This window comes from Ostreiculturibacter nitratireducens (assembly GCF_032670585.1).
In the GTDB taxonomy this organism is placed as follows: Bacteria; Pseudomonadota; Alphaproteobacteria; order Rhodobacterales; family Rhodobacteraceae; genus Ostreiculturibacter; species Ostreiculturibacter nitratireducens.
Genome location: NZ_JAVQHL010000003.1, coordinates 40088 through 58487, shown reverse-complemented (window position 1 = coordinate 58487; position 18400 = coordinate 40088). Strand labels below are relative to the sequence as shown.

Genomic DNA, 18400 nt, shown 5'->3' with positions numbered 1-18400 from the left:
ATGATCCAGCGAGTAATTTATCCACCTCTGGCAGAACATCCCAGGCTTCGGCAAAGTCTAACTGAGGGTGAGAAGAAAGTCCTGGATGCCTTTAATGATCACCTGCCGAGTGATTGGGAAATATACATCCAGCCACACCTCAATGGCCTCAGGCCGGACTTCGTGCTCATGAATCCAAATGGTGGCATTGGAGTATTTGAGGTGAAAGACTGGGACCTCCGCGCCATGCGGTATTTCACCAGAAAGGACCAATGGGGCCATGCACTGTGGGCTGAGCGTGACGGCAAGGAATTCAGCATTCAAAAAGAGAATCCCATCACGAAGGTCAACCTCTACAAGAAGGAAATATTCGATCTGTACTGTCCGAGGCTTCAAAAGGGGAATGGCTGGGCGGCGATCACGGCCGGTGCAATTTTTCCTTTTGCTCGGGCGGATGACCTGAAGAAGCTCTTCGAGCCGTTTCTCAAGTCGACATCCGGTGACAGATACGCCAGGTATCAGCCTGTGAGCGGGATAGAAGAGCTCTCCTCCGGAGACTTGGAAGCTATTTTCCCGGAGTTTTCGCGGACGGGCTCCCGAGTAATGTCGGAAGATCGTGCGCAAGATTTACGGGGATGGCTGGTCGAGCCAGATTTCGCGTCGACACAGAGGAAACCATTAGTTCTGGATCGGAATCAGCGTACCTTGGCAGAAACCCGGACTGAGACTGGATATCGCAGGATCAAGGGCCCTGCTGGTTCCGGAAAGTCCCTAGTACTCGCCGCACGCGCAGCACGTCTTGCAAATGAAGGGAAATCGGTACTCGTCGCCACCTTCAACATCACGCTGTGGCATTATCTGCGGGATCTAATCGTTCGTGGTATCGACGCCCCTCATCGCATCAGGAACATCCAGTTCACGCATTTTCATCTCTGGTGCAAACACGTCTGCTACGAGGTTGGCTGGGAGCATCGGTATGACGACCTGTGGAAGTCAGTACTTTCGGATGGACGGAAAGAAGATGTTCTGAACGTCGCGCTTCCTCGACTAGCGGAGGAAGCGATCCATCAGCCTGGCGCGAGCAGGTATGACGCGATCCTTGTTGATGAGGGGCAGGACTATCGCCCGCTCTGGTGGAACGTGCTGCGCCAGGCGTGCAAGCCTGACGGTGAAATGCTTCTGGTGGCTGACGCCACTCAGGATGTCTACGGCACAGCAGGGGCATGGACGGACGATGTCATGAAAGGTGCCGGGTTCCCCGGTGGCCGGTGGGCACAACTAAATGTCAGCTATAGGCTGCCCCCGGACGCTCTGAACCTAGCACGGAACTTCGCCGAGGCTTTCCTGCCGAAAGAAGTGATTGATCTTCCCGAGCCGGAGCAAGGATCGCTAGACCTCTACCCCTGCCATCTTCGCTGGGTGCAGTGCGACCCAGAGAACGCGGAGACGGTTTGCTCGGACGAAATCCTCTACTTGATGCGCCAAACCGGAAAGAACGGTTTGGCCAATGCGGATATCACCATGCTGGCCGGAGATATGAAGTCCGGAGCCGGCGTCGTGGAGCGTCTTTCGGAATATCGCATCCATGCAGTTGACACCTTCGGCGTAGATCATCGCCGCCGAAAGATGGGGTTCTACATGGGCGATGCCAAGATCAAGGCAACGACCTTGCACAGCTTCAAGGGTTGGGAATCGCGCCTCCTCGTCGTCTACGTCACCGAGGCTGCGCACGCCGAAAGCTTGGCTTTGGTGTACGCTGGCTTGACCCGGCTGAAGAGAAGTCAAGAGGGGAGTTGGCTAACAGTCGTGTGCTCGGCGCCCGAGCTATCAGAATACGGGCGGACGTGGCCACAGCATAAAGACATCACGAAGCCAAAAGCATTGGACGAGAATCCCTACATCAAAGCAATGGAAGGGATCATCAGGGTTGGGTCGAAGACTTAATTTCTTTCGATTGAACGCTCTTGATTCGGTCGGTCGGCATTCAGTCGAACACCCGCGCTGGTTGGTCCTCCCATGGGAGCGACGCCACGAAGCACAGGTCGTAGATGCTGATGGTTGAAGGCTCGTGGTGGACGACCAGCCGCTCGAGGACTTCGGGCGCGAGCCAGGCGAGGCGCAGGAGCCGGCTGACGTAGCGGTCGGAGAGGCCCACCTCAGCGGCGAGGTCGGCGAGCGTGGCAACGTCGCCCCGTGCCAGCCGCTGCCGCCAGCCCCACGCGCGGCCGATGGCGCGCAAGAGGTGCGGATCCTGCCCGCGGTTCATCGCGGCCTCGACGTCCTTCGGCGGAAGGATCCGGGGGCGGCCGCCACGGCGGCGGAGTTCGAGAGGGATGTGGACGCGCAGGGTCTCGGGTGCGGGCATCAGGCGACCTCCTTCTTCGGCGGGGCCATCAGCGTGGCAATGGCGCCGAGGCCGTCGTGGCGCAGGTCGATGGCAAGACCCGCCTCGCTGACGGTGATCCGCGCCACCAGCAGCTGGACGATGCGCGCCTGCTCGGCCGGGATCAGCGCCTTCCAGAGATCGTCGAACTGCGCCAGAGCGGCGACGACGGTGGTCTCGTCGAGATCGGGCCGTTCCTTCCGGACCGCCCGAGCGGTGCGCGCCGCCACCTCCGGCGTGCGCAGCATCCGGCGGATTTCGCCGATCACGGCGTCCTCGACCATGGCGCCCGGCAGCCGCTGCGGCCCGCGCAATTCGACCGCGGGGCGTTTCCGGATCACGTCCATCGAGGTGTAGTAGCAGTAGCGCTTGCCCTTCCGCTTGGTGTGGTGGGGCGTCATGGCGGCGCCGGTCTCGGTGAAGATCAGCCCGCGCAGGAGCGCCGGTTGCGCCGCCCGCGCCACTGCCCCGCGGGCGACGCGGTTGTTGGCGATGACCGCGTGCACCTCGTCCCACAGCTTCTGGTCGATGATGGCCGCGTGCTCGCCCGGATAGACCTCGTCCTTGTGCACGACGAGGCCGAGATAGATCTTGTTGTGCAGAAACTTCAGCAGGTAGCCCCGGTCGAACACTGCGCCGCGCTTGGTGCGGATCCCGCGGGCGTGCAATTCCTTCAGCACCTGCGCCGTGGAGCTGGACCGGGCATAGAGGCGGAAGATCGTGCGGACCTGTTCCGCCTCGGCGGGCTCGATCACCAGCTTGCGGTCCTTCACAACATAGCCGAGCGGCACCGGGCCGCCCATCCACATCCCCTTGCGGCGGGAGGCGGCGAACTTGTCGCGGATCCGTTCGCCGATCACCTCGCGTTCGAACTGGGCGAAGCTGAGCAGGATGTTCAGCGTCAGCCGCCCCATGGACGTCGTGGTATTGAAAGACTGGGTGACCGAGACGAAGGTGACGCCATGGCGGTCGAGGATTTCCACCAGCTTCGAGAAATCCATCAGTGCGCGGCTCAGGCGGTCGATCTTGTAGACCACGACCACGTCGATCAGTCCGGCCTCGATATCGGCGATCAGCTGTTGCAGCGCAGGGCGGTCCAGCGTGCCGCCGGAGAAGCCGCCGTCGTCGTAGCTGTCGCGAAGCGCAACCCATCCCTCCGCGCGCTGGCTGGCGATGTAGGCCTCACAGGCCTCGCGCTGGGCGTCGAGGCTGTTGAACTCCATGTCGAGCCCTTCCTCGCTCGACTTACGCGTGTAAATCGCGCAGCGCAGGCGGCGCACGGGCTCGGACTTGGCACGGCTCATGAGCGGGCCTCCGCACCATGGGCCAGCCCGAAGAACTTCCACCCGTTCCAGTGACTGCCGGTGATCGCCCGCACCGCGGCCGAGAGCGACTTGAACCGCCGCCCCTGCCATTCGAAACCTTCTGACAGGACGGTGACGACATGCTCCTCGCCCTGCCACTCGCGCACCAGCTTGGTGCCGGGGATCGGCCGACGGGGATCGGCGATCAGCGGGCCCGGCGCGCCCGAGGCTACCTCGGCAGCCAGCGCATCAAGCGTGCGGCGCGTGGCGGGCTTGATGCCACCATGGGCGAGTTCCTGGATGCGGTAGCCGATCCGCAGCTCCAGGTTCCCCCGGCTGGCGTTCGGCGCGGGCTCGCCGAACATGACCCGCCACTTGCCCTGCAGCTCGGGCACTGTCATCGCCTTCAGCGCGGCCAGTTCGGCCAGGACGTCGATCCCCGCCGCCTGGCAAGCGAGCGCAGCCTTTGCGCCGGATTTTCTTGTGTTTTTCCTCATGCGTCGTCTCCAACTCGGTTTTGCACCTGTCTCCGACGACGGCGTCTGAGCGCCAGAATGTCCAGCGAACTGTCTCCGCTGAGCGGAGAATTCTCGTTCGTTTCCAGTGGGTTGTTGCGCGCGATGGCGCTGGCGAGAATGGTGGCCAGCTCCGCCAGCCGCTCATCTGTGGTGAGCGTCTCGGCAGGCGGCGCGAAGGCGATGTCGTCTTGCATGGGGAGCGAACCTCCTGAGGCGGTTTGCTCCGTGTTCGCCGGTCGTGGTGATGGAGTTCAAGTCAAAACAAGGGGTTGTCGTGATGGCGAGTAGATGAACGCAGTTGATCGTGTTTTTCACTGGGGTTAGCGTTCGGAAAACGAACGATCATATGGGCTTCGGGTACAGCGAGCCGTTCACTCTGCAGGAGCGAGGAAGTGCGTTGAAGCTGAAGACAATTCGACTCGAAAAGTTCAGAGGGATCCGCAACGCGGAAATAGAAGTTGGATCGGAACTCGCCTTGGTGGGGCAAAATAGCGGTGGGAAGTCATCGATCCTCAGAGCGTTAAATGCATTTTTTAATTTCGAAGAAGAGCGCCCCCACTTCGAAGCATCCCGTCATGCTTTTCAGAAAACATCCACTGCGATAATCGACCTAGAGTTCTCGGATGCACCTGCTCAGTGCAATATACCCCGCACTATGGCCGGTGGAGATGAAGTCCGCATTCGCTTGAAGTATCGTAAATCTCAAACATGGGAGATACTGCAGAACGGGACGTGGAGCGCAGCCCCGGCTGGGCTTCAAGAAGAATTACATCGTTTTGTTCGCTACGTATACGTTCCGGTTTCTAGAATTGAAAATGTACTTAAATGGGGACAGGATAGCCTACTAAAGGCTGCAGTGATGTCATGGGTGAAGGAGCACACAAAAAATAGAGATCGAATTTCGCCTAAGGTGTCCGAAGTCACGAAAGTTATCAAAGATCGAACATTTAAGGGTCTTAGCAAACATCTCCGAACTTTGACGCACTTAAATGGATCATTCGAATTTGAGTTAGACTATTCCGTCACGCCAGATTACAGCCTCCTGATACAGGACCTTGTCTTGCGGGTGAAAGACGGAAGCACGACGGTTGAGATTACTGACTGTGGGAGTGGAACGCAAAGTCTCGCCGCCGTCGGTCTCTACTCATATTTGGCAGAGGTCTTGGGCGGCACCTACATCCTTGGAATCGAAGAGCCAGAGCAGAACCTTCATCCACAGGCGCAGCGATCAATGTTGGCCGCACTGAAAAAGCTGCCGCTTCAGGTTCTCTTCACCACACATTCAACTGTAATGCTGGATAGCTTGGAGCATGAGGAGGTCGCACTTTGTAGGAGGGTTTCTTCGAGCACTCGTGGATTTGAGATCACTGTCACACAGTTGTCTCGAACATTTTGGGGCGATAGAGGTATTGATCGGGCAAAATATTACAATTTTCACCGCAGAAGAAACTCTGAATTCTTTTTTGCTGACTTCGTCATTCTGACTGAGAGCCCTATTGATGCCGAGCTTGTCAGGCACCTTATCGAGGATGGTGGGCTGGAGTTTGCAAAACACAGCGTATCCATTGTTAGCCTAGATGGTGTCGAGTCCTTGCCCTATGCTTATCACCTTCTGCGCCAGCTCGAGATTGATTTCTCCACTGTAGTCGACAAAGATTATTTTCTACCATATTTGAATGATGAACTGGAAGCGAGCAGAGATGCGCGCGGCTTTCCGCGTTATCGTCAGCAGTACAAAGCCACTTGTTTGATTGATCTGATGCTGCCGGACGCTGCGAAGCGCGCTGATCTTCTGAACTTGTTCTTTACCAATCATTCTAGGGCTATGAGCGTCTTGGAAGATGTTGGCGTTTTTTGCTTTCGATATTCCATGGACATTGATCTTGTTGGTTCGGCGACAGCTCAGGGAATTCTTTATGGCCGCTTGAATGTCCCAGTTGGAGATCGGTCGCCCCAAGGACTTCTTATTGGGCGAAGGAATCAACTTAAGAAGCTTGAAACTGTCCTTGGAACAACGAAAGCGCTGACGCCTGGAAGCCTTCCGAACTCGTACAAGAGAATTAGGAAGAAGATCCCCGAGCTCGTTCGAGCTACGGTGATTTGATCCTACTGTTGTGTATCTGATCAATTTCTTGGTTGTATGGGTATTGACCGATGGCTGCGTCAGCATTGTTCAATGCCGCGGTGCACCTTGCACCTTCCCATCCGTCTCCAGTTGCAGTGCCGCCCGCCAGAGCGGGGTTTTCATGAATACGGCCTCCTTAAAGCGATAGCTGGCCGTGCCGCGTCCCTGCTGCAGCAGTCCCGCCCAGCAGAGCGGGCGCAGCAACTGGATGTAGAGCTGGCCCATCACCTCGTCATAGCGCGGGAGCGGACCCGTCTCAGGCTCGCCGAATAGAACACGGCGGAGGTGGGCGCCGGTGGCCCCGTCCTCGGTCTCGATGTTCAGCACGTTCAGGAACACATCCCAGTTGCCGAGGATCGGTGCGTCCTCGAAGCGCGACATGTTGGCGTGGTTGATGCGAAACAGGAAGAATGGGACGGCCATGCCGAAGATGCGGCTCGGATGACCGACCAGCGCCTGGCCCGCCTTGGTTAAGCGGAATTCGCCCTTGTAATGCCGCCCAAGCTTCATTGCGATCATCAGATCGTGCAGCACCATGAGCGGGGCGAAGTCGGGCTCGTTCAGCACCTTGTTGACGGCGAAGAGGTCCGCCTCGGTGTGGCCGGGCCAGTCGAACGCGGCCGCGGCCCAGTGCACGAATGCCCGCTTGAAGGCCTTAGACGGCGTTAGGGGGATGCCGCCATGCTCGCCGATCCAGGCGAAGGTCTTTTCGATCCCTCGCACCAGCGGCGAGAACGCCAGCGCTGGGTCGGCATCGTCGACCTCCCGAAACGCGATCACGTCAGATCTCCCGCGCGAACCAACGGATGCGGCCGACAATGTGGATCTCGTCGGCCGTTCTTTCATATTCGGGGTAGTGCTTGTTGTCGGAGATGACGCGCACCGCGGGCGGGTCGCTGTTCGGGATGTGCTCCAGCCGCTTGGCGACCAGCCCCATCCCGTCGTCCAGCACGAAGATGCCGGGTGGGTTGGGCGCGCGGCGGGTCATATCGACCAGCACCGCGTCGCCACTTAGCAGCGTCGGGGCCATGCTGTCGCCCTCAACGTGCATGATGCGCAACTGTGACGGGCTGGCCTTCAGGCTGTTCCGGATCCAGGAGCGGCGGAAGTGATAGACGCGGCCGGGGGTGTCGCCGTCCTCGGTGATGACTGCGCCGCCACCCATCGCGGGGCGCGGGGTGGCGTGCGCGATGGCGACGAAGGCATCGTCGGGATTGTCCACGAAGGGGGGTGTGCCCTCCACCTCGCCGATGCCGTGGATCAGCCAGTCGCGGTCCACCTTCAGCACGCGAGCGACCGCGGCCAGCCGGTCGATGCCGGGGCGGGCCGAGCGACCGCGCAGGATGTCGTAAACGAAGGAGCGGTTCACGCCGGCCATCTCGGCGACATGGGCGGGCGTCAAGCCGAGCTGGTGGGCGCGGGCCCGCAGGCGGTCGGCCAGGGTGTGCTGCTCGGTCATGTTTTCCCCAAGGATATGTGGATGAAATAGGATAAAATCGGATTGATGCGATGCCGTCAAGCGATTAGAACAAAACCTAAACAATCGTACATGGGAATCGGGTGTCCGGATGGAGATCGAGAAGTCGTATTTCACCCTGCCGGAGATCCTGGAGCGCTGGTCCATGTCCGAGGCAGACCTCGTCTACCTCGCCGAGAACGACCAGCTGCGGCTGTCGATCCGGGTGTTCAACCTGGCGGTCGAACTCGGCGACTACGAGGAGACACCGGAGGGGGAGCGATTCTCAGTCCCATTCGAGCAGGGCTCGTTCAACGGGCTCCTGGATCTCCAGGCCCATGACGTCTTCCAGCTTTTCCGGCATGGCGAGGTGAAGCTCAGCCGCTTCCGCTCGCACAAGGCCGACTATGCCTGTCTTACCGGGGAGCCCGAGACCATCACCGTGCGCCAACGCGATCTTTTCCTCCGGCGCGAAGAGCGTGATCGCTTTGAGGCTGAAACAGGATTTGCCGGCGCGGCCACCGGTCCGCGTCCTGGCGCGTTCCATGCCTCGGCCGACTACCAGGACGTCCGCTGCAACGGACAGCACTTCCGGCTGGGCGCGATCCAGGCGCAGGTCGTGCGCGCGCTGCACGAGGCTGCCGGGCGCGGCGAGCCCTGGCAGAGCGGTAAGGCGATCCTCGCCGCCGCGGGCTCGCGCAGCCTCAAGATGTCCGATGTCTTCAAGTCGAAGAAGAACTGGCGCCTGCTGATCGAGTCGGACGGCCGCGGCGCCTATCGCCTGCTCGGGCTCTGAGACTGCGCCATCCCGTCCCTCCGCGCGCCCACGCGATCCCCTCTGTGGGATGCGCCGGGGGATGAGTGGGGGATGACGATCCCCCACAGAGCCATTCTCCCTTGAATTGAAAGGCTCCTGACAATCCCCCTCCGTATCCCACTCCAATCCTGACGAAATCCCCTCGCAGGATTTCGCATCGTGCTCCTAGCAAACGACACCAGGAGACGACGATGCAGCAGAAGACCTGCCTCACACAGAAGGAGCTCGCGCGGCGCTGGACGATCTCGCACCGCACGCTCGAGCGCTGGCGATGGGCCGGGGAAGGCCCCGCGTACATGAAACTCGGCGGCCGGGTGGTTTACCGGATCGAGGACATTCTCGCCTTCGAGAAGGACCAGCTCACGCACACCGCCGACAGCGCGCGGGGGGCGGCATGATGGAGCGTCGGTCCGCCATCCACGGCAGCCGGGTCGTGTCGATCTTCGGTGCCGCCGGTCCCGCAATCGACGAGGTGGGGCTCTCAGCCTGGATCGCGCAGGCCGCCCCGGGCGAGGCGCTGATCTATCACCGCGGCTTCCTCGCCGTCGACGCCACCGGGGCCGTCTCGAACCTCACGCCCGAGCGCCAGCGCACCCTGCGAGGTGTCGCCTCCGCCGCCCTGCGCGCCGCCGAGCAGCGGCTCGTCCACCTCGTGCAGGCCCGGCTCGGCCCCGACCACTTCGCCTACATCGCCGTCGCTCGGCCGAAACCCGGTCCCGCCGGCGCCGCCCTCTCGATGCGCCTCCTCGAGGCCGCCTGACCGCATCCCCCATCACGGAGAAACCCATGACGTTCCCGCAGAACACCCCCGGCATCGACGATCTCATCAACCTGCCCGCGGGCGAGATCGCCCAGCTTCCGGTCGAGCTTCTGGCCGCCATGCAGCGCGAAATCGATGTTGCCGCGAAGCAGATGAAGGCCGTCACCGCGCGCTTTTCGACCGCGCTCGAGGTGCGCTACGCCACCCGCGCAGCCGAGGCCCGCCGCGCCTGCGGCAAGGACACCGGCACCGTCCGCCTTGCCGATGGCGATTTCACCGTGGTCGCCGATCTGCCGAAGCGGGTCGAATGGGACCAGACCCAGCTCGCCGCCATGGTCGAGCGGATCCGTGCCGCGGGCGACGATCCGTCCGAATATGTCGAGATCAGCTTCAAGGTGCCCGAACGCGCCTATGCCGCCTGGCCCGAGGCGATCCGCCAGGGCTTCGAGCCCGCCCGCACCGTGAAGACCGGCGCGCTGAAGATCGCGATCCTGCCGCAGGAGGATCGCGCGTGAGCCTCCCCATCATCACCGCCGATCAGCGGCTGGCCGAGACTCGTGGCGTCAAGGGCGTGATCTTCGGTCCGTCCGGGATCGGCAAGACCAGCCTGCTCTGGACGCTCGAATCCTCGACCACTCTGTTCTTCGACCTCGAGGCGGGCGACCTTGCCATCGAGGGAATGCTCATCGACGTGGTCCGGCCGCGCACATGGAAGGAGTGTCGGGACTTCGCGGTCTTCATCGGCGGCCCGAACCCGGCGCTCCGGCCCGAACAGCCCTACAGTCAGGCGCATTTCGACGAGGTGTGCGGGCGGTTCGGAGATCCGCGCGTCCTCGCGAAATACGACACGGTCTTCATCGACTCGATCACCGTGGCCGGGCGGCTCTGCTTCCAATGGTGTCGCGGTCAGCCGGAGGCGCATTCGGAGAAGACCGGCAAGCCGGACGTGCGCGGCGCCTACGGGCTTCACGGGCGCGAAATGATCGGCTGGCTGACCCACCTCCAGCACACGCGCGGCAAGAACGTCTGGTTCGTCGGGATCCTCGACGAGAAGCTCGATGACTTCAATCGCAAGGTCTTCGTCCCGCAGATCGATGGCTCGAAAACCGGGCTCGAGCTGCCCGGCATCGTCGATCAGGTCATCACCATGGCCAGCCTGCCGGACGAGATGAACCGGCCCCAGCGCGCTTTCGTCTGCCAGACGCTGAACCCGTGGGGCTACCCGGCGAAGGACCGGTCCGGTCGTCTCGACCTGGTCGAAGAGCCTCATCTCGGCCGGCTGATGGAGAAGATCCGCGGCCCGCTGATCCCTGCGGAACGGCGGCTGACCTATTCGCCGCCGCAGCTGCCCCCGCCGCCCGGTGCGCCAGCGCCCGACACCCAATCCGCTCCCACCAACTGAAAGGACCCGAGCCATGTCCGGTCTCTGGAACGACTTCAACGATGCGCAATCCAACACGAACCTCATCCCCAAGGGTACGCTCGCCAAGGTGCGGCTGACCATCCGCCCCGGCGGCTTCGACGACCCGTCGCAGGGCTGGACCGGTGGCTATGCCACCCGTGGCTCGACCGGGGCTGTCTACCTCAACGGCGAGTTCACGGTCACCGAGGGCCAATACGCCCGGCGCAAGATCTTCACGCTGATCGGTCTCTACAGCCCCAAGGGCCCGGACTGGGCAAACATGGGCCGCAGCCTGATCCGCGGGATGCTGAACTCGGCGCGCGGGATCTCGGACAAGGATCAGTCCCCGCAGGCGCAGGCGGCGCGGCGGATCGGCGGGTTCGCCGATCTCGACGGGATCGAGTTCGTCGCCCGGATCGACGTCGGCAGCGACGCCATGGGCGAGGAGAAGAACGAGATCCGCGCCGCGGTCACGCCCGACCACCGCGACTATGCTCAGGTCATGGGCCTGGCGGCGCAGCACGGCTACCAGCCGCCCGTGCAGTCTGCGGTGCAGGCGTCGGTGCAGCAGCCCGCGGCCTCGCCGGTGCCGGGCCGTCCTGCCTGGGCGCAGTGAGGGCGCGCGATGCTCCTCCGCCCCCGCCAGAAACTCTTCGTGGAGCGCAGCCTCGCTGCGCTCTCGACTCGCGACAACACGCTGGGTGTTGCGCCCACCGGCGCGGGCAAGACGATCATGCTCTCGGCCGTCACCGGCGGGATGACCGGGGACGGCGCCAAGGCTTGCGTGCTCGCCCATCGCGACGAGCTGACCAGCCAGAACCGGGCGAAGTTCGCCCGGGTCAATCCCGACACGGAGACCTCCGTCGTCGATGCCACGACCAAGTCCTGGAACGGACAGGTCACCTTCGCCATGGCGCCGACGCTGTCTCGGGCGTCCAATCTCGCCGCGATGCCGAAGCTCGACCTTCTGGTAATCGACGAGGCCCATCACGCGGTGGCCGAGAGCTACCGGCGCATCATCGACCGGGTGCGCGAGGCCAACCCCGAGGCCCGCATCTTCGGCGTCACCGCGACGCCGAACCGGGGCGACAAGAAGGGGCTGCGCGAGGTCTTCGACAATGTCGCCGACCAGGTCCGGCTGGGCGAACTGATCGCGTCCGGTCACCTCGTGCCGCCGCGGACCTTCGTGATCGATGTCGGCGTGCAGGACCAGCTGCGCGCCGTCCGCAAGACCGCCGACGATTACGACATGGGCGCGGTCGCGGCGATCATGAACCGCGCGCCCATTACCGAGGAAGTGATCCGGCACTGGGAGGAAAAGGCGGGCGACCGCCAAACCGTCGTGTTCTGCTCGACGGTCGCGCACGCCATGGACGTGGCGACCGCCTTCAACGAGGCCGGAAACCCGGCCGCCGTCGTCCTTGGCGACATGGGCTCCACTGAGCGGAAGATGGTGCTCGAAGCCTATGCGTCCGGGGAGGTACAGGTCATCGTCAACGTCGCGGTGCTGACCGAGGGCTGGGACCACCCGCCGACCTCCTGCGTCGTCCTGCTGCGCCCCAGCTCCTACAAGTCCACGATGATCCAGATGGTCGGTCGCGGCCTACGCACCGTCGATCCGGCCGAACATCCTGGCGTGGTGAAGACCGACTGCATCGTGCTCGACTTTGGGATCTCAAGCCTGACGCATGGCACGCTGGAGCAGGACGTCGATCTAGACGGTCGCGATCCGACACCGGGCGAAGCCCCGACGAAGACCTGTCCGGAATGCGAGGCGGAGATCCCGCTCGCGTCGCGGCAGTGCCCGATCTGCGGCCACGAATTCCAGGGCGGGTCCGTGACGACGCCGCTCGAGAACGTCGTGATGTCCGAGATCGACCTGCTCAAACGGTCGAGCTTCGTCTGGGAAGACCTCTTCGGCGACGAAGCCGCGCTGATGGCCAGCGGCTTCAGCGCCTGGGGCGGCGTGTTCTTCCTGGAAGGCCGCTGGCATGCCGTGGGCGGCGCGAGGGGGCAGCCGACCTGCCTTCTCGGCGTGGGGGATCGGACTGTCTGCCTCGCGCGGGCCGACGATTGGCTGAACGAACACGAGAGCGACGAGAGCGCCTTCAAGTCCAAGCGCTGGCTGAGCCAGGCGCCGACCGAAAAGCAGCTGCAATACCTCTCGCCCGCGCAGCGGCAGGATTACGGGCTGACCCGCTACCGGGCGTCTGCGCTGATCACCTTCCAGTTCAACCGGCGCGACATTCGCCGGCTCGTCATGTCGGCCGCGCCCGAGCGGAGGGCGGCGTGAACCATGTCGCGGAAATCCCATCCCCGCCCGCAGAGGCTCCGGATCGACCGGGCTTTGATCGCCTCTGGCATCCGCGGCCGGTCATTTGCGCGGTCTGCGCCGCGCGCACGCGCGGCTTCGGCTGGTTCGATCCCCACAGGCCGCGGCCCCACCGAACCCGCCGCTGGTTCTGTTCCATGGGCTGCCAGGCGGCCTTCACCTGCAAAGCAAAGAGAGGACTGAGCATGGTCGATTTCACCGAGGAGGAAACCCAGGCGCTGCCCGCCGTCATGCGCGCGCTCGCCCCAGAGATGGAGCGGATCGGCTGGGACCAGCCGCTGGCCCGGCTGACGCAGAACGACATGCACCGGCTGATCGTCACCACCATCGAGGCCTTCCGCGCCGAGATGGCCGAGATCGCCAGCCAGTCGGAGATCCCGTTCTGATGCTGGATTACAACCACCGCCCCGGCATCGCGGAGCGCATCAACGCCGCCGTGGATGCCGCGCTCGAGGCTGAACGCGCTGCCACGCCGCCGCGCGACTACCTCGGCGCGTCCCGGCTCGGCCATGCCTGCGAGCGCGCGCTGCAGTTCGAGTTCGCGGGCGCGCCGAAGGACGAGGGCCAGGACTTCTCCGGCCGATCGCTCCGGATCTTTGCGATCGGGCATGAGCTCGAGGATCTCGCCATCCGCTGGCTGCGGGCGGCGGGGCTCGATCTGGTCACCCAGAAACGCGACGGCGGCCAGTTCGGCTTCTCCGTCGCGGGCGGGCGGATCCGCGGCCACGTCGACGGGATCGTCGCCGAGGCCCCGGCGGCGCTGGGGCTGCGCACCCCGGCACTCTGGGAATGCAAGACCATGAACGCGAAGAACTGGCGTGAGACTGTGGCCAAGGGCGTGACCGTCTCGAAGCCGGTCTATACCGCGCAGATCGCGCTCTACCAGGCCTACATGGAAGCGACGGTGCCGGGCATCAGCGCCACCCGCGCGCTCTTCACCGCGATCAACAAGGACACGGCCGAGCTGCACCATGAACTGGTGCCCTTCGATGCCGATCTCGCGCAGCGCATGTCCGACCGCGGGGTGCGGATCCTGCGGGCGACCGATGCCGGTGAGCTGTTGCCGCGCATCGCCGCCAGTCGCGACTTCTTCGAATGCCGGTTCTGCCCGTGGGCCGAGCGGTGCTGGAGCCTGCCGGCATGAGCGACGACAACATCATCCACTTCAACCCCTGGCGCGATTTCAACGACGCGGCGCCGCTGGCCGATCCCTTCGCGGTCGAACCGGACGCAGACCAGATCGCTCGCTTCGTCGATGTCGTCTTCGGCTATGCCGAGGGGCTGATCCCGATCCGGGGTTTCGTGGACAAGGGTCAGGGCAAGGATGGCCGGCCGCACAACATCTGGATCGAGGCGGATGCGACAGCGCCCGACAAGCTCGCGACCTTCGCCGGCTGGGCTGCCCGCGAGGGCGCGGCGGTCTACGTCATCCCCGGCACGGTCGCGGAAACGGGCCAAGCTCGCGCCGGGGACGTCCTTCAGATGCAGAGCCTCGTGGTCGATCTCGACTCGGGCGACATCCCGGCTAAGCTCGATCACCTCGTCCACCATCTCGGCCGCCCGACCCTGATCGTCGAGAGCGGCGGGCGCACGTCCGAAGGCGCGACCAAGCTGCATGTCTGGTGGAAACTGACCGAGCCCGCGGAGGGCGCCGATCTCGACCGGCTCTGCCAGCTGCGCTGCGAGATCGCGCTGAAGGTCGGCGGCGACACGCATTTCCGCTCAGCCCACCAGCCGATCCGCGTGCCGGGGACGGTCTATCACAAGGGTGGGCTCACCCGGCTCGTCCAGATCCGCGAGGCAGCCGATCTCGAGGTCGATTTCACCGAGATGGCCGAGCGCGTTGCCGACATGCCGCCGATGCCTGGCGTCGGCATGGCCACGGTCGAGTCCCGCGAGAAACCCGCCATCGACGACGTACTGGTGACCCCGGCCCACGAGGGCGGCACGGATAAGTGGTCCCGTTTCGAGGGCGCCTCGGCCGCCATCGGCTACTTCCTTCGTCTGGTCCACGAGGGCCGGATGTCGATGGACGAGGGCTGGACGGCGATCTGCGGCTACAACGCCGCGATGCTCCGCCCCGCCTGGCCGCTCGACCGGCTGAAGCGCGAGACGAACCGCCTGTGGGAGCTGCACATCAAACGGCACGGGCCGCCGCTGATCCGCCTCGACAGCGCGGCGCCTGCTCAGACCGAGCTGCCCGCCTTCACGCTGGGCGCGCTGCTCGACGACACGAGCCCGATGCCGGACGACATCATCGGCCCACGCGTTCTGACGCCGGGCGGGCTCCTGGTGCTGGGCGGCGCGCCCAAGGTGGGCAAGAGCGACCTGCTGATCGCCTTGCTGGTGCACATGGCGGCGGGCGTGCCCTTCCTCGGTTTCACCCCGCCACGGCCGCTGCGAATCTTCTACCTGCAGGCCGAGATCCAGTACCATTACCTGCGCGAGCGCATGCAGCAGATCGGCCTGCCGCCCGAGCTGATCGCCGCCGCGCGCGACAACCTGATCGTCACCCCGAAACTGCGCATGCTGCTCGATGCCGAGGGCAGCGCCCGCGTCGCCGAGGCGATCAGGGCCGCATTCCCAGACGAACCGCTCGACATCCTCTGCATCGATCCGATCCGGAACCTCTTCGACGGCGGCCCGGATGGCGGCGGCGAGAACGACAACGCCGCGATGATGTTCTTCCTGAAGGACCGGGTCGAGGTGCTGCGCGACCACGTCAATCCCGACTGTGGCGTGATCCTCGTCCACCACACCAAGAAGCTCTCGAAGCACCAGGTGAAGGAGGATCCGTTCCTCGCCCTTTCCGGCGCAAGCGCGCTCCGGGGCTTCTACACCACCGGTCTGATCCTGCACCGGCCCGAGGAGGACTCGACCCAGCGTCGCCTCGAGATCGAGCTGCGCAATGGCCCCGCGCTGCCCGCGAAGCTGGTGGACAAGGTCAAGGGCAAGTGGGTCGAGATCAACCCGATGAACGAGCGGCTCGTGCGCCCCGAGGTCGGTGCCAGGCATGACGCCGAGCGTGATCGCAAGCGAGATGTGATCCTCTCGATCCTCCTAGACGAGGCAGCCGAGGGGCGTCTCTACACCATCAACCAGTTTGCCGAAGCCTTCGAGAACAAGGGCGGTCTGGGCGGCAAGGACACGATCCGCGACCGGATCGCGGTGCAGGCCACCAAGGGCGCCATCAAGTTCATCCGCGACGGCGCGCCCTACGGCCTCGGGCCTTCGCGATCGCGCTTCGGCTACCTCTGCGTCGAGGGGATGGTCATGCCCACGGACGACGAAGATGTTGATCCGGCGACCGGCGAGGTCACCCCCGCAAGCATCGCGGTGCTGCCCACCCATTACAAATCGCCGCAGACCGGGGCGCTGCTCGAGGTCGAGAACCCTCAGGTCTGGGTCTATCCGGAGGGGGAACGGCCATGATCGCCCCCGCAGATCGCTTCGCGCAGAATTGCGCAGGAGCCGGTTTGAGCCAGATGCGGGGCCTTGCCGAAACTGCCTCGCAATTCGTTCGCAAACCTGCGCAAACGCCCGCTGTGCCCAGTTTCGGCCCGCTTACGAAACTGGCCCTGCAGGATTGCGCTCGGACCGCAACCGCTACTCGGCAATCAGATTCGGCTGGGTCAGGCGCAAGCGCACTCCCGAAACTGGAATTCTCTCTTCCTGTCAGTGTGTTGCTTCGGTTTTCCAGTTTAGGGGGTGAAACCACCCCCTACGGGGGTGGGGGAGAACGCCGCAGGCGGGTCCTCCCACGCCCACCCCCAGAGGTTTCGCGCGCGTGGCTCGTCCCCGCCCAAACCTCCCGATCCGACGACGGCGGCCGCGTACCGCCAAGCACCAGACCGCCGTCGTCTTCCACCCGAGCAGCCAACCAGAAGAGGAGACCACTCATGGCTGACCTGATTCTCGCCACACACCGCCGCGAGGCAATCCCCGATCTGCCACCCGCCGTCCGGGCCAACCGCGCGATGCTGGCGCTCGACCTCGGCACCACGGCGGGCTGGGCGCTGCACGGCATCGACGGGCTGATCTCCTCCGGCACGGTGTCCTTCCGCCCCGGCCGCTTCGACGGTGGCGGCATGCGGTATCTCCGCTTCACCAACTGGCTGACCGAGATCGACCGCCTGTCCGGGCCCGTCGCCGCGATCTGGTTCGAGGAGGTCCGTCGCCACGCGGCCACCGACGCGGCACATGTCTATGGTGGGCTGATGGCCACGCTGACCGCATGGGCCGAACTGCGCGGCATTCCCTACGAGGGCGTCCCGGTTGGCACGATCAAGCGGCACGCCACGGGCAAGGGCAACGCTCCCAAGGAGGCGATGATTGCCGCGGCCCGCGCCCGGGGGTTCAGCCCCGCCAACGACAACGAGGCCGACGCCATCGCGATCCTGCTCTGGGCGCTGGAGACCAAGGGGGGCCTGCAATGAGGCGGTTTCCCCGTTGCTATGGCGGCGAGCGCCGGAACCCCGAACAGGTCAAGCGCGACGGCTGGAAGGAGCAACGCGTGTTTGCAGTTTCCCTTGACGATCAGAGACTTACTTGGCCTGAGCGGGAGCTGGTGCGGCAACTCGGCGAGCGTCTCTACGGCGCGCGCCCAACACAACGAGAGGTGAGGAAATGACCCATTGGACACCAGCCGACGTGGAGGCGCGGCTCTCCGAGGCCGGGATGATCCTGCGCCGTCTGCCGGAGCCCCGGCGCAACGGATACTTCAGCACATGGCCGGAGATCGTCCACGGCTTCGCCGACAAGGTGGGCCAGGAGCCGAAGCCCATGCGCGTCTCGCCTTCGCCGCGGGACATCGCGCGCATGGAAGAGACGCTGACCTGGACGAACTGCCTCGAGCCCATCGACGGCAAGATCGTCTGGATGAAGGCCCATGACGAGCGGTGGAAGAACATCTGCTGGCACGTCGGTCTCTGCCACGCCGCTGCGCATCAGCACTGGCGCTACGGGCTGTCGCTGATCGCACTCAACCTCAACAGGCAGCCCTTCAACCGGAAACTGCCGATCCTCGAGATCATCAAGCTGGCGCGCAGCCTGTAGGAAAGTCTCGTGTAGAGGGTTTTCGCGCAGACAAAAACGCCTCTCCCGGGCTAGAAACTGGATATGCTCGGGAGAGGCGCGCGCGGCGCGGTCCCGAACGAAACCATCCTTTCGTTGGCGGGGTCCGTTAGAAAAGGAAAGTCGCTGATCCTTTCCTTGCAGGTCGCCGTCAGCTGCCTGCGCGCCCCTCGGCCGAGTTCGCGGTTCCTTCTCCGCAACATTCGTATGCTGGCGGGCGAAGCGCGGGACATCGCCAGCGACAGGGCCGG

General features: G+C 64.0%; 20 protein-coding genes. 14 read left to right on the top strand and 6 right to left on the bottom strand.

What is annotated here, in order from left to right:
* Entirely contained in the window at window positions 1-1923 is a 1923-nt protein-coding gene (locus ABCN56_RS14525; protein ID WP_343081547.1) for a UvrD-helicase domain-containing protein, read from the top strand.
* Between the two features lie 40 nt (window positions 1924-1963).
* On the opposite strand, the gene ABCN56_RS14520 is transcribed toward ABCN56_RS14525, so the two are convergent.
* From ABCN56_RS14520 to ABCN56_RS14505, 4 genes are read right to left on the bottom strand one after another with little or no spacing between them, the layout of a single operon-like run.
* Complete coding sequence (locus ABCN56_RS14520) at window positions 1964-2344, bottom strand: hypothetical protein (RefSeq protein WP_343081546.1); 381 nt, start codon at window positions 2342-2344, stop codon at window positions 1964-1966.
* Window positions 2344-3666 carry a recombinase family protein gene (locus tag ABCN56_RS14515; RefSeq protein ID WP_343081545.1) on the bottom strand — a complete coding sequence of 441 codons (1323 nt, stop codon included), beginning with the start codon at window positions 3664-3666 and terminating at the stop codon, window positions 2344-2346. Before ABCN56_RS14515 ends, ABCN56_RS14520 begins: the two co-directional genes overlap by 1 nt.
* Window positions 3663-4163, bottom strand: coding sequence for a DUF2924 domain-containing protein (locus ABCN56_RS14510; protein ID WP_343081544.1), 501 nt, complete (start codon window positions 4161-4163; stop codon window positions 3663-3665). Before ABCN56_RS14510 ends, ABCN56_RS14515 begins: the two co-directional genes overlap by 4 nt.
* Window positions 4160-4378, bottom strand: a complete 219-nt coding sequence (locus ABCN56_RS14505) for a hypothetical protein (protein ID WP_343081543.1) — start codon at window positions 4376-4378, stop codon at window positions 4160-4162. The genes ABCN56_RS14510 and ABCN56_RS14505 overlap by 4 nt, the downstream gene beginning before the upstream one ends.
* A gap of 203 nt (window positions 4379-4581) precedes the next feature.
* Here ABCN56_RS14505 and ABCN56_RS14500 point away from each other — a divergent pair, with 203 nt between their 5' ends.
* A complete protein-coding gene (locus tag ABCN56_RS14500; RefSeq protein WP_343081542.1) occupies window positions 4582-6288 on the top strand; it encodes an ATP-dependent nuclease in 1707 nt (568 codons plus the stop codon).
* A gap of 69 nt (window positions 6289-6357) precedes the next feature.
* Here the strand turns inward: ABCN56_RS14500 and ABCN56_RS14495 are convergent, their stop codons facing one another.
* Window positions 6358-7089, bottom strand: a complete 732-nt coding sequence (locus ABCN56_RS14495; protein WP_343081541.1) for a hypothetical protein — start codon at window positions 7087-7089, stop codon at window positions 6358-6360.
* A gap of 1 nt (window position 7090) precedes the next feature.
* Complete coding sequence (locus ABCN56_RS14490; RefSeq protein ID WP_343081540.1) at window positions 7091-7768, bottom strand: XRE family transcriptional regulator; 678 nt, start codon at window positions 7766-7768, stop codon at window positions 7091-7093.
* A gap of 109 nt (window positions 7769-7877) precedes the next feature.
* Between ABCN56_RS14490 and ABCN56_RS14485 the strand changes: the two genes are divergently transcribed.
* The 12 genes from ABCN56_RS14485 to ABCN56_RS14430 all read left to right on the top strand — a co-directional run bounded on the left by ABCN56_RS14485 (window position 7878) and on the right by ABCN56_RS14430 (window position 18131).
* Window positions 7878-8561, top strand: a complete 684-nt coding sequence (locus ABCN56_RS14485; RefSeq protein WP_343081539.1) for a hypothetical protein — start codon at window positions 7878-7880, stop codon at window positions 8559-8561.
* Between the two features lie 212 nt (window positions 8562-8773).
* Entirely contained in the window at window positions 8774-8980 is a 207-nt protein-coding gene (locus ABCN56_RS14480) for a helix-turn-helix transcriptional regulator (RefSeq protein WP_343081538.1), read from the top strand.
* Complete coding sequence (locus tag ABCN56_RS14475) at window positions 8980-9342, top strand: hypothetical protein (protein ID WP_343081537.1); 363 nt, start codon at window positions 8980-8982, stop codon at window positions 9340-9342. Before ABCN56_RS14480 ends, ABCN56_RS14475 begins: the two co-directional genes overlap by 1 nt.
* A 26-nt stretch (window positions 9343-9368) precedes the next feature.
* A complete protein-coding gene (locus ABCN56_RS14470; RefSeq protein ID WP_343081536.1) occupies window positions 9369-9857 on the top strand; it encodes a hypothetical protein in 489 nt (162 codons plus the stop codon).
* Window positions 9854-10744, top strand: a complete 891-nt coding sequence (locus ABCN56_RS14465; protein WP_164614950.1) for an AAA family ATPase — start codon at window positions 9854-9856, stop codon at window positions 10742-10744. The genes ABCN56_RS14470 and ABCN56_RS14465 overlap by 4 nt, the downstream gene beginning before the upstream one ends.
* A gap of 13 nt (window positions 10745-10757) precedes the next feature.
* Window positions 10758-11360: a hypothetical protein gene (locus tag ABCN56_RS14460; RefSeq protein WP_343081535.1), complete on the top strand. Its 603-nt coding sequence runs from the start codon at window positions 10758-10760 to the stop codon at window positions 11358-11360.
* Between the two features lie 9 nt (window positions 11361-11369).
* Window positions 11370-13037 (top strand): DEAD/DEAH box helicase, encoded by a 1668-nt coding sequence (locus tag ABCN56_RS14455; protein WP_343081534.1) that lies wholly within the window; start codon window positions 11370-11372, stop codon window positions 13035-13037.
* Between the two features lie 224 nt (window positions 13038-13261).
* Window positions 13262-13462 (top strand): DUF6511 domain-containing protein, encoded by a 201-nt coding sequence (locus tag ABCN56_RS14450; RefSeq protein ID WP_343081533.1) that lies wholly within the window; start codon window positions 13262-13264, stop codon window positions 13460-13462.
* The gene (locus tag ABCN56_RS14445) at window positions 13462-14220 is read left to right on the top strand and encodes a PD-(D/E)XK nuclease family protein (protein WP_343081532.1); all 759 of its coding nucleotides are present in this window, start codon (window positions 13462-13464) and stop codon (window positions 14218-14220) included. The genes ABCN56_RS14450 and ABCN56_RS14445 overlap by 1 nt, the downstream gene beginning before the upstream one ends.
* Complete coding sequence (locus ABCN56_RS14440; protein ID WP_343081531.1) at window positions 14172-16508, top strand: AAA family ATPase; 2337 nt, start codon at window positions 14172-14174, stop codon at window positions 16506-16508. The genes ABCN56_RS14445 and ABCN56_RS14440 overlap by 49 nt, the downstream gene beginning before the upstream one ends.
* Before the next feature lie 467 nt (window positions 16509-16975).
* Window positions 16976-17512 (top strand): crossover junction endodeoxyribonuclease RuvC, encoded by a 537-nt coding sequence (locus ABCN56_RS14435; protein ID WP_425466110.1) that lies wholly within the window; start codon window positions 16976-16978, stop codon window positions 17510-17512.
* 190 nt (window positions 17513-17702) lie between these two features.
* A complete protein-coding gene (locus tag ABCN56_RS14430; protein WP_036719356.1) occupies window positions 17703-18131 on the top strand; it encodes a DUF6362 family protein in 429 nt (142 codons plus the stop codon).
* Window positions 18132-18400: the final 269 nt, after the last annotated feature.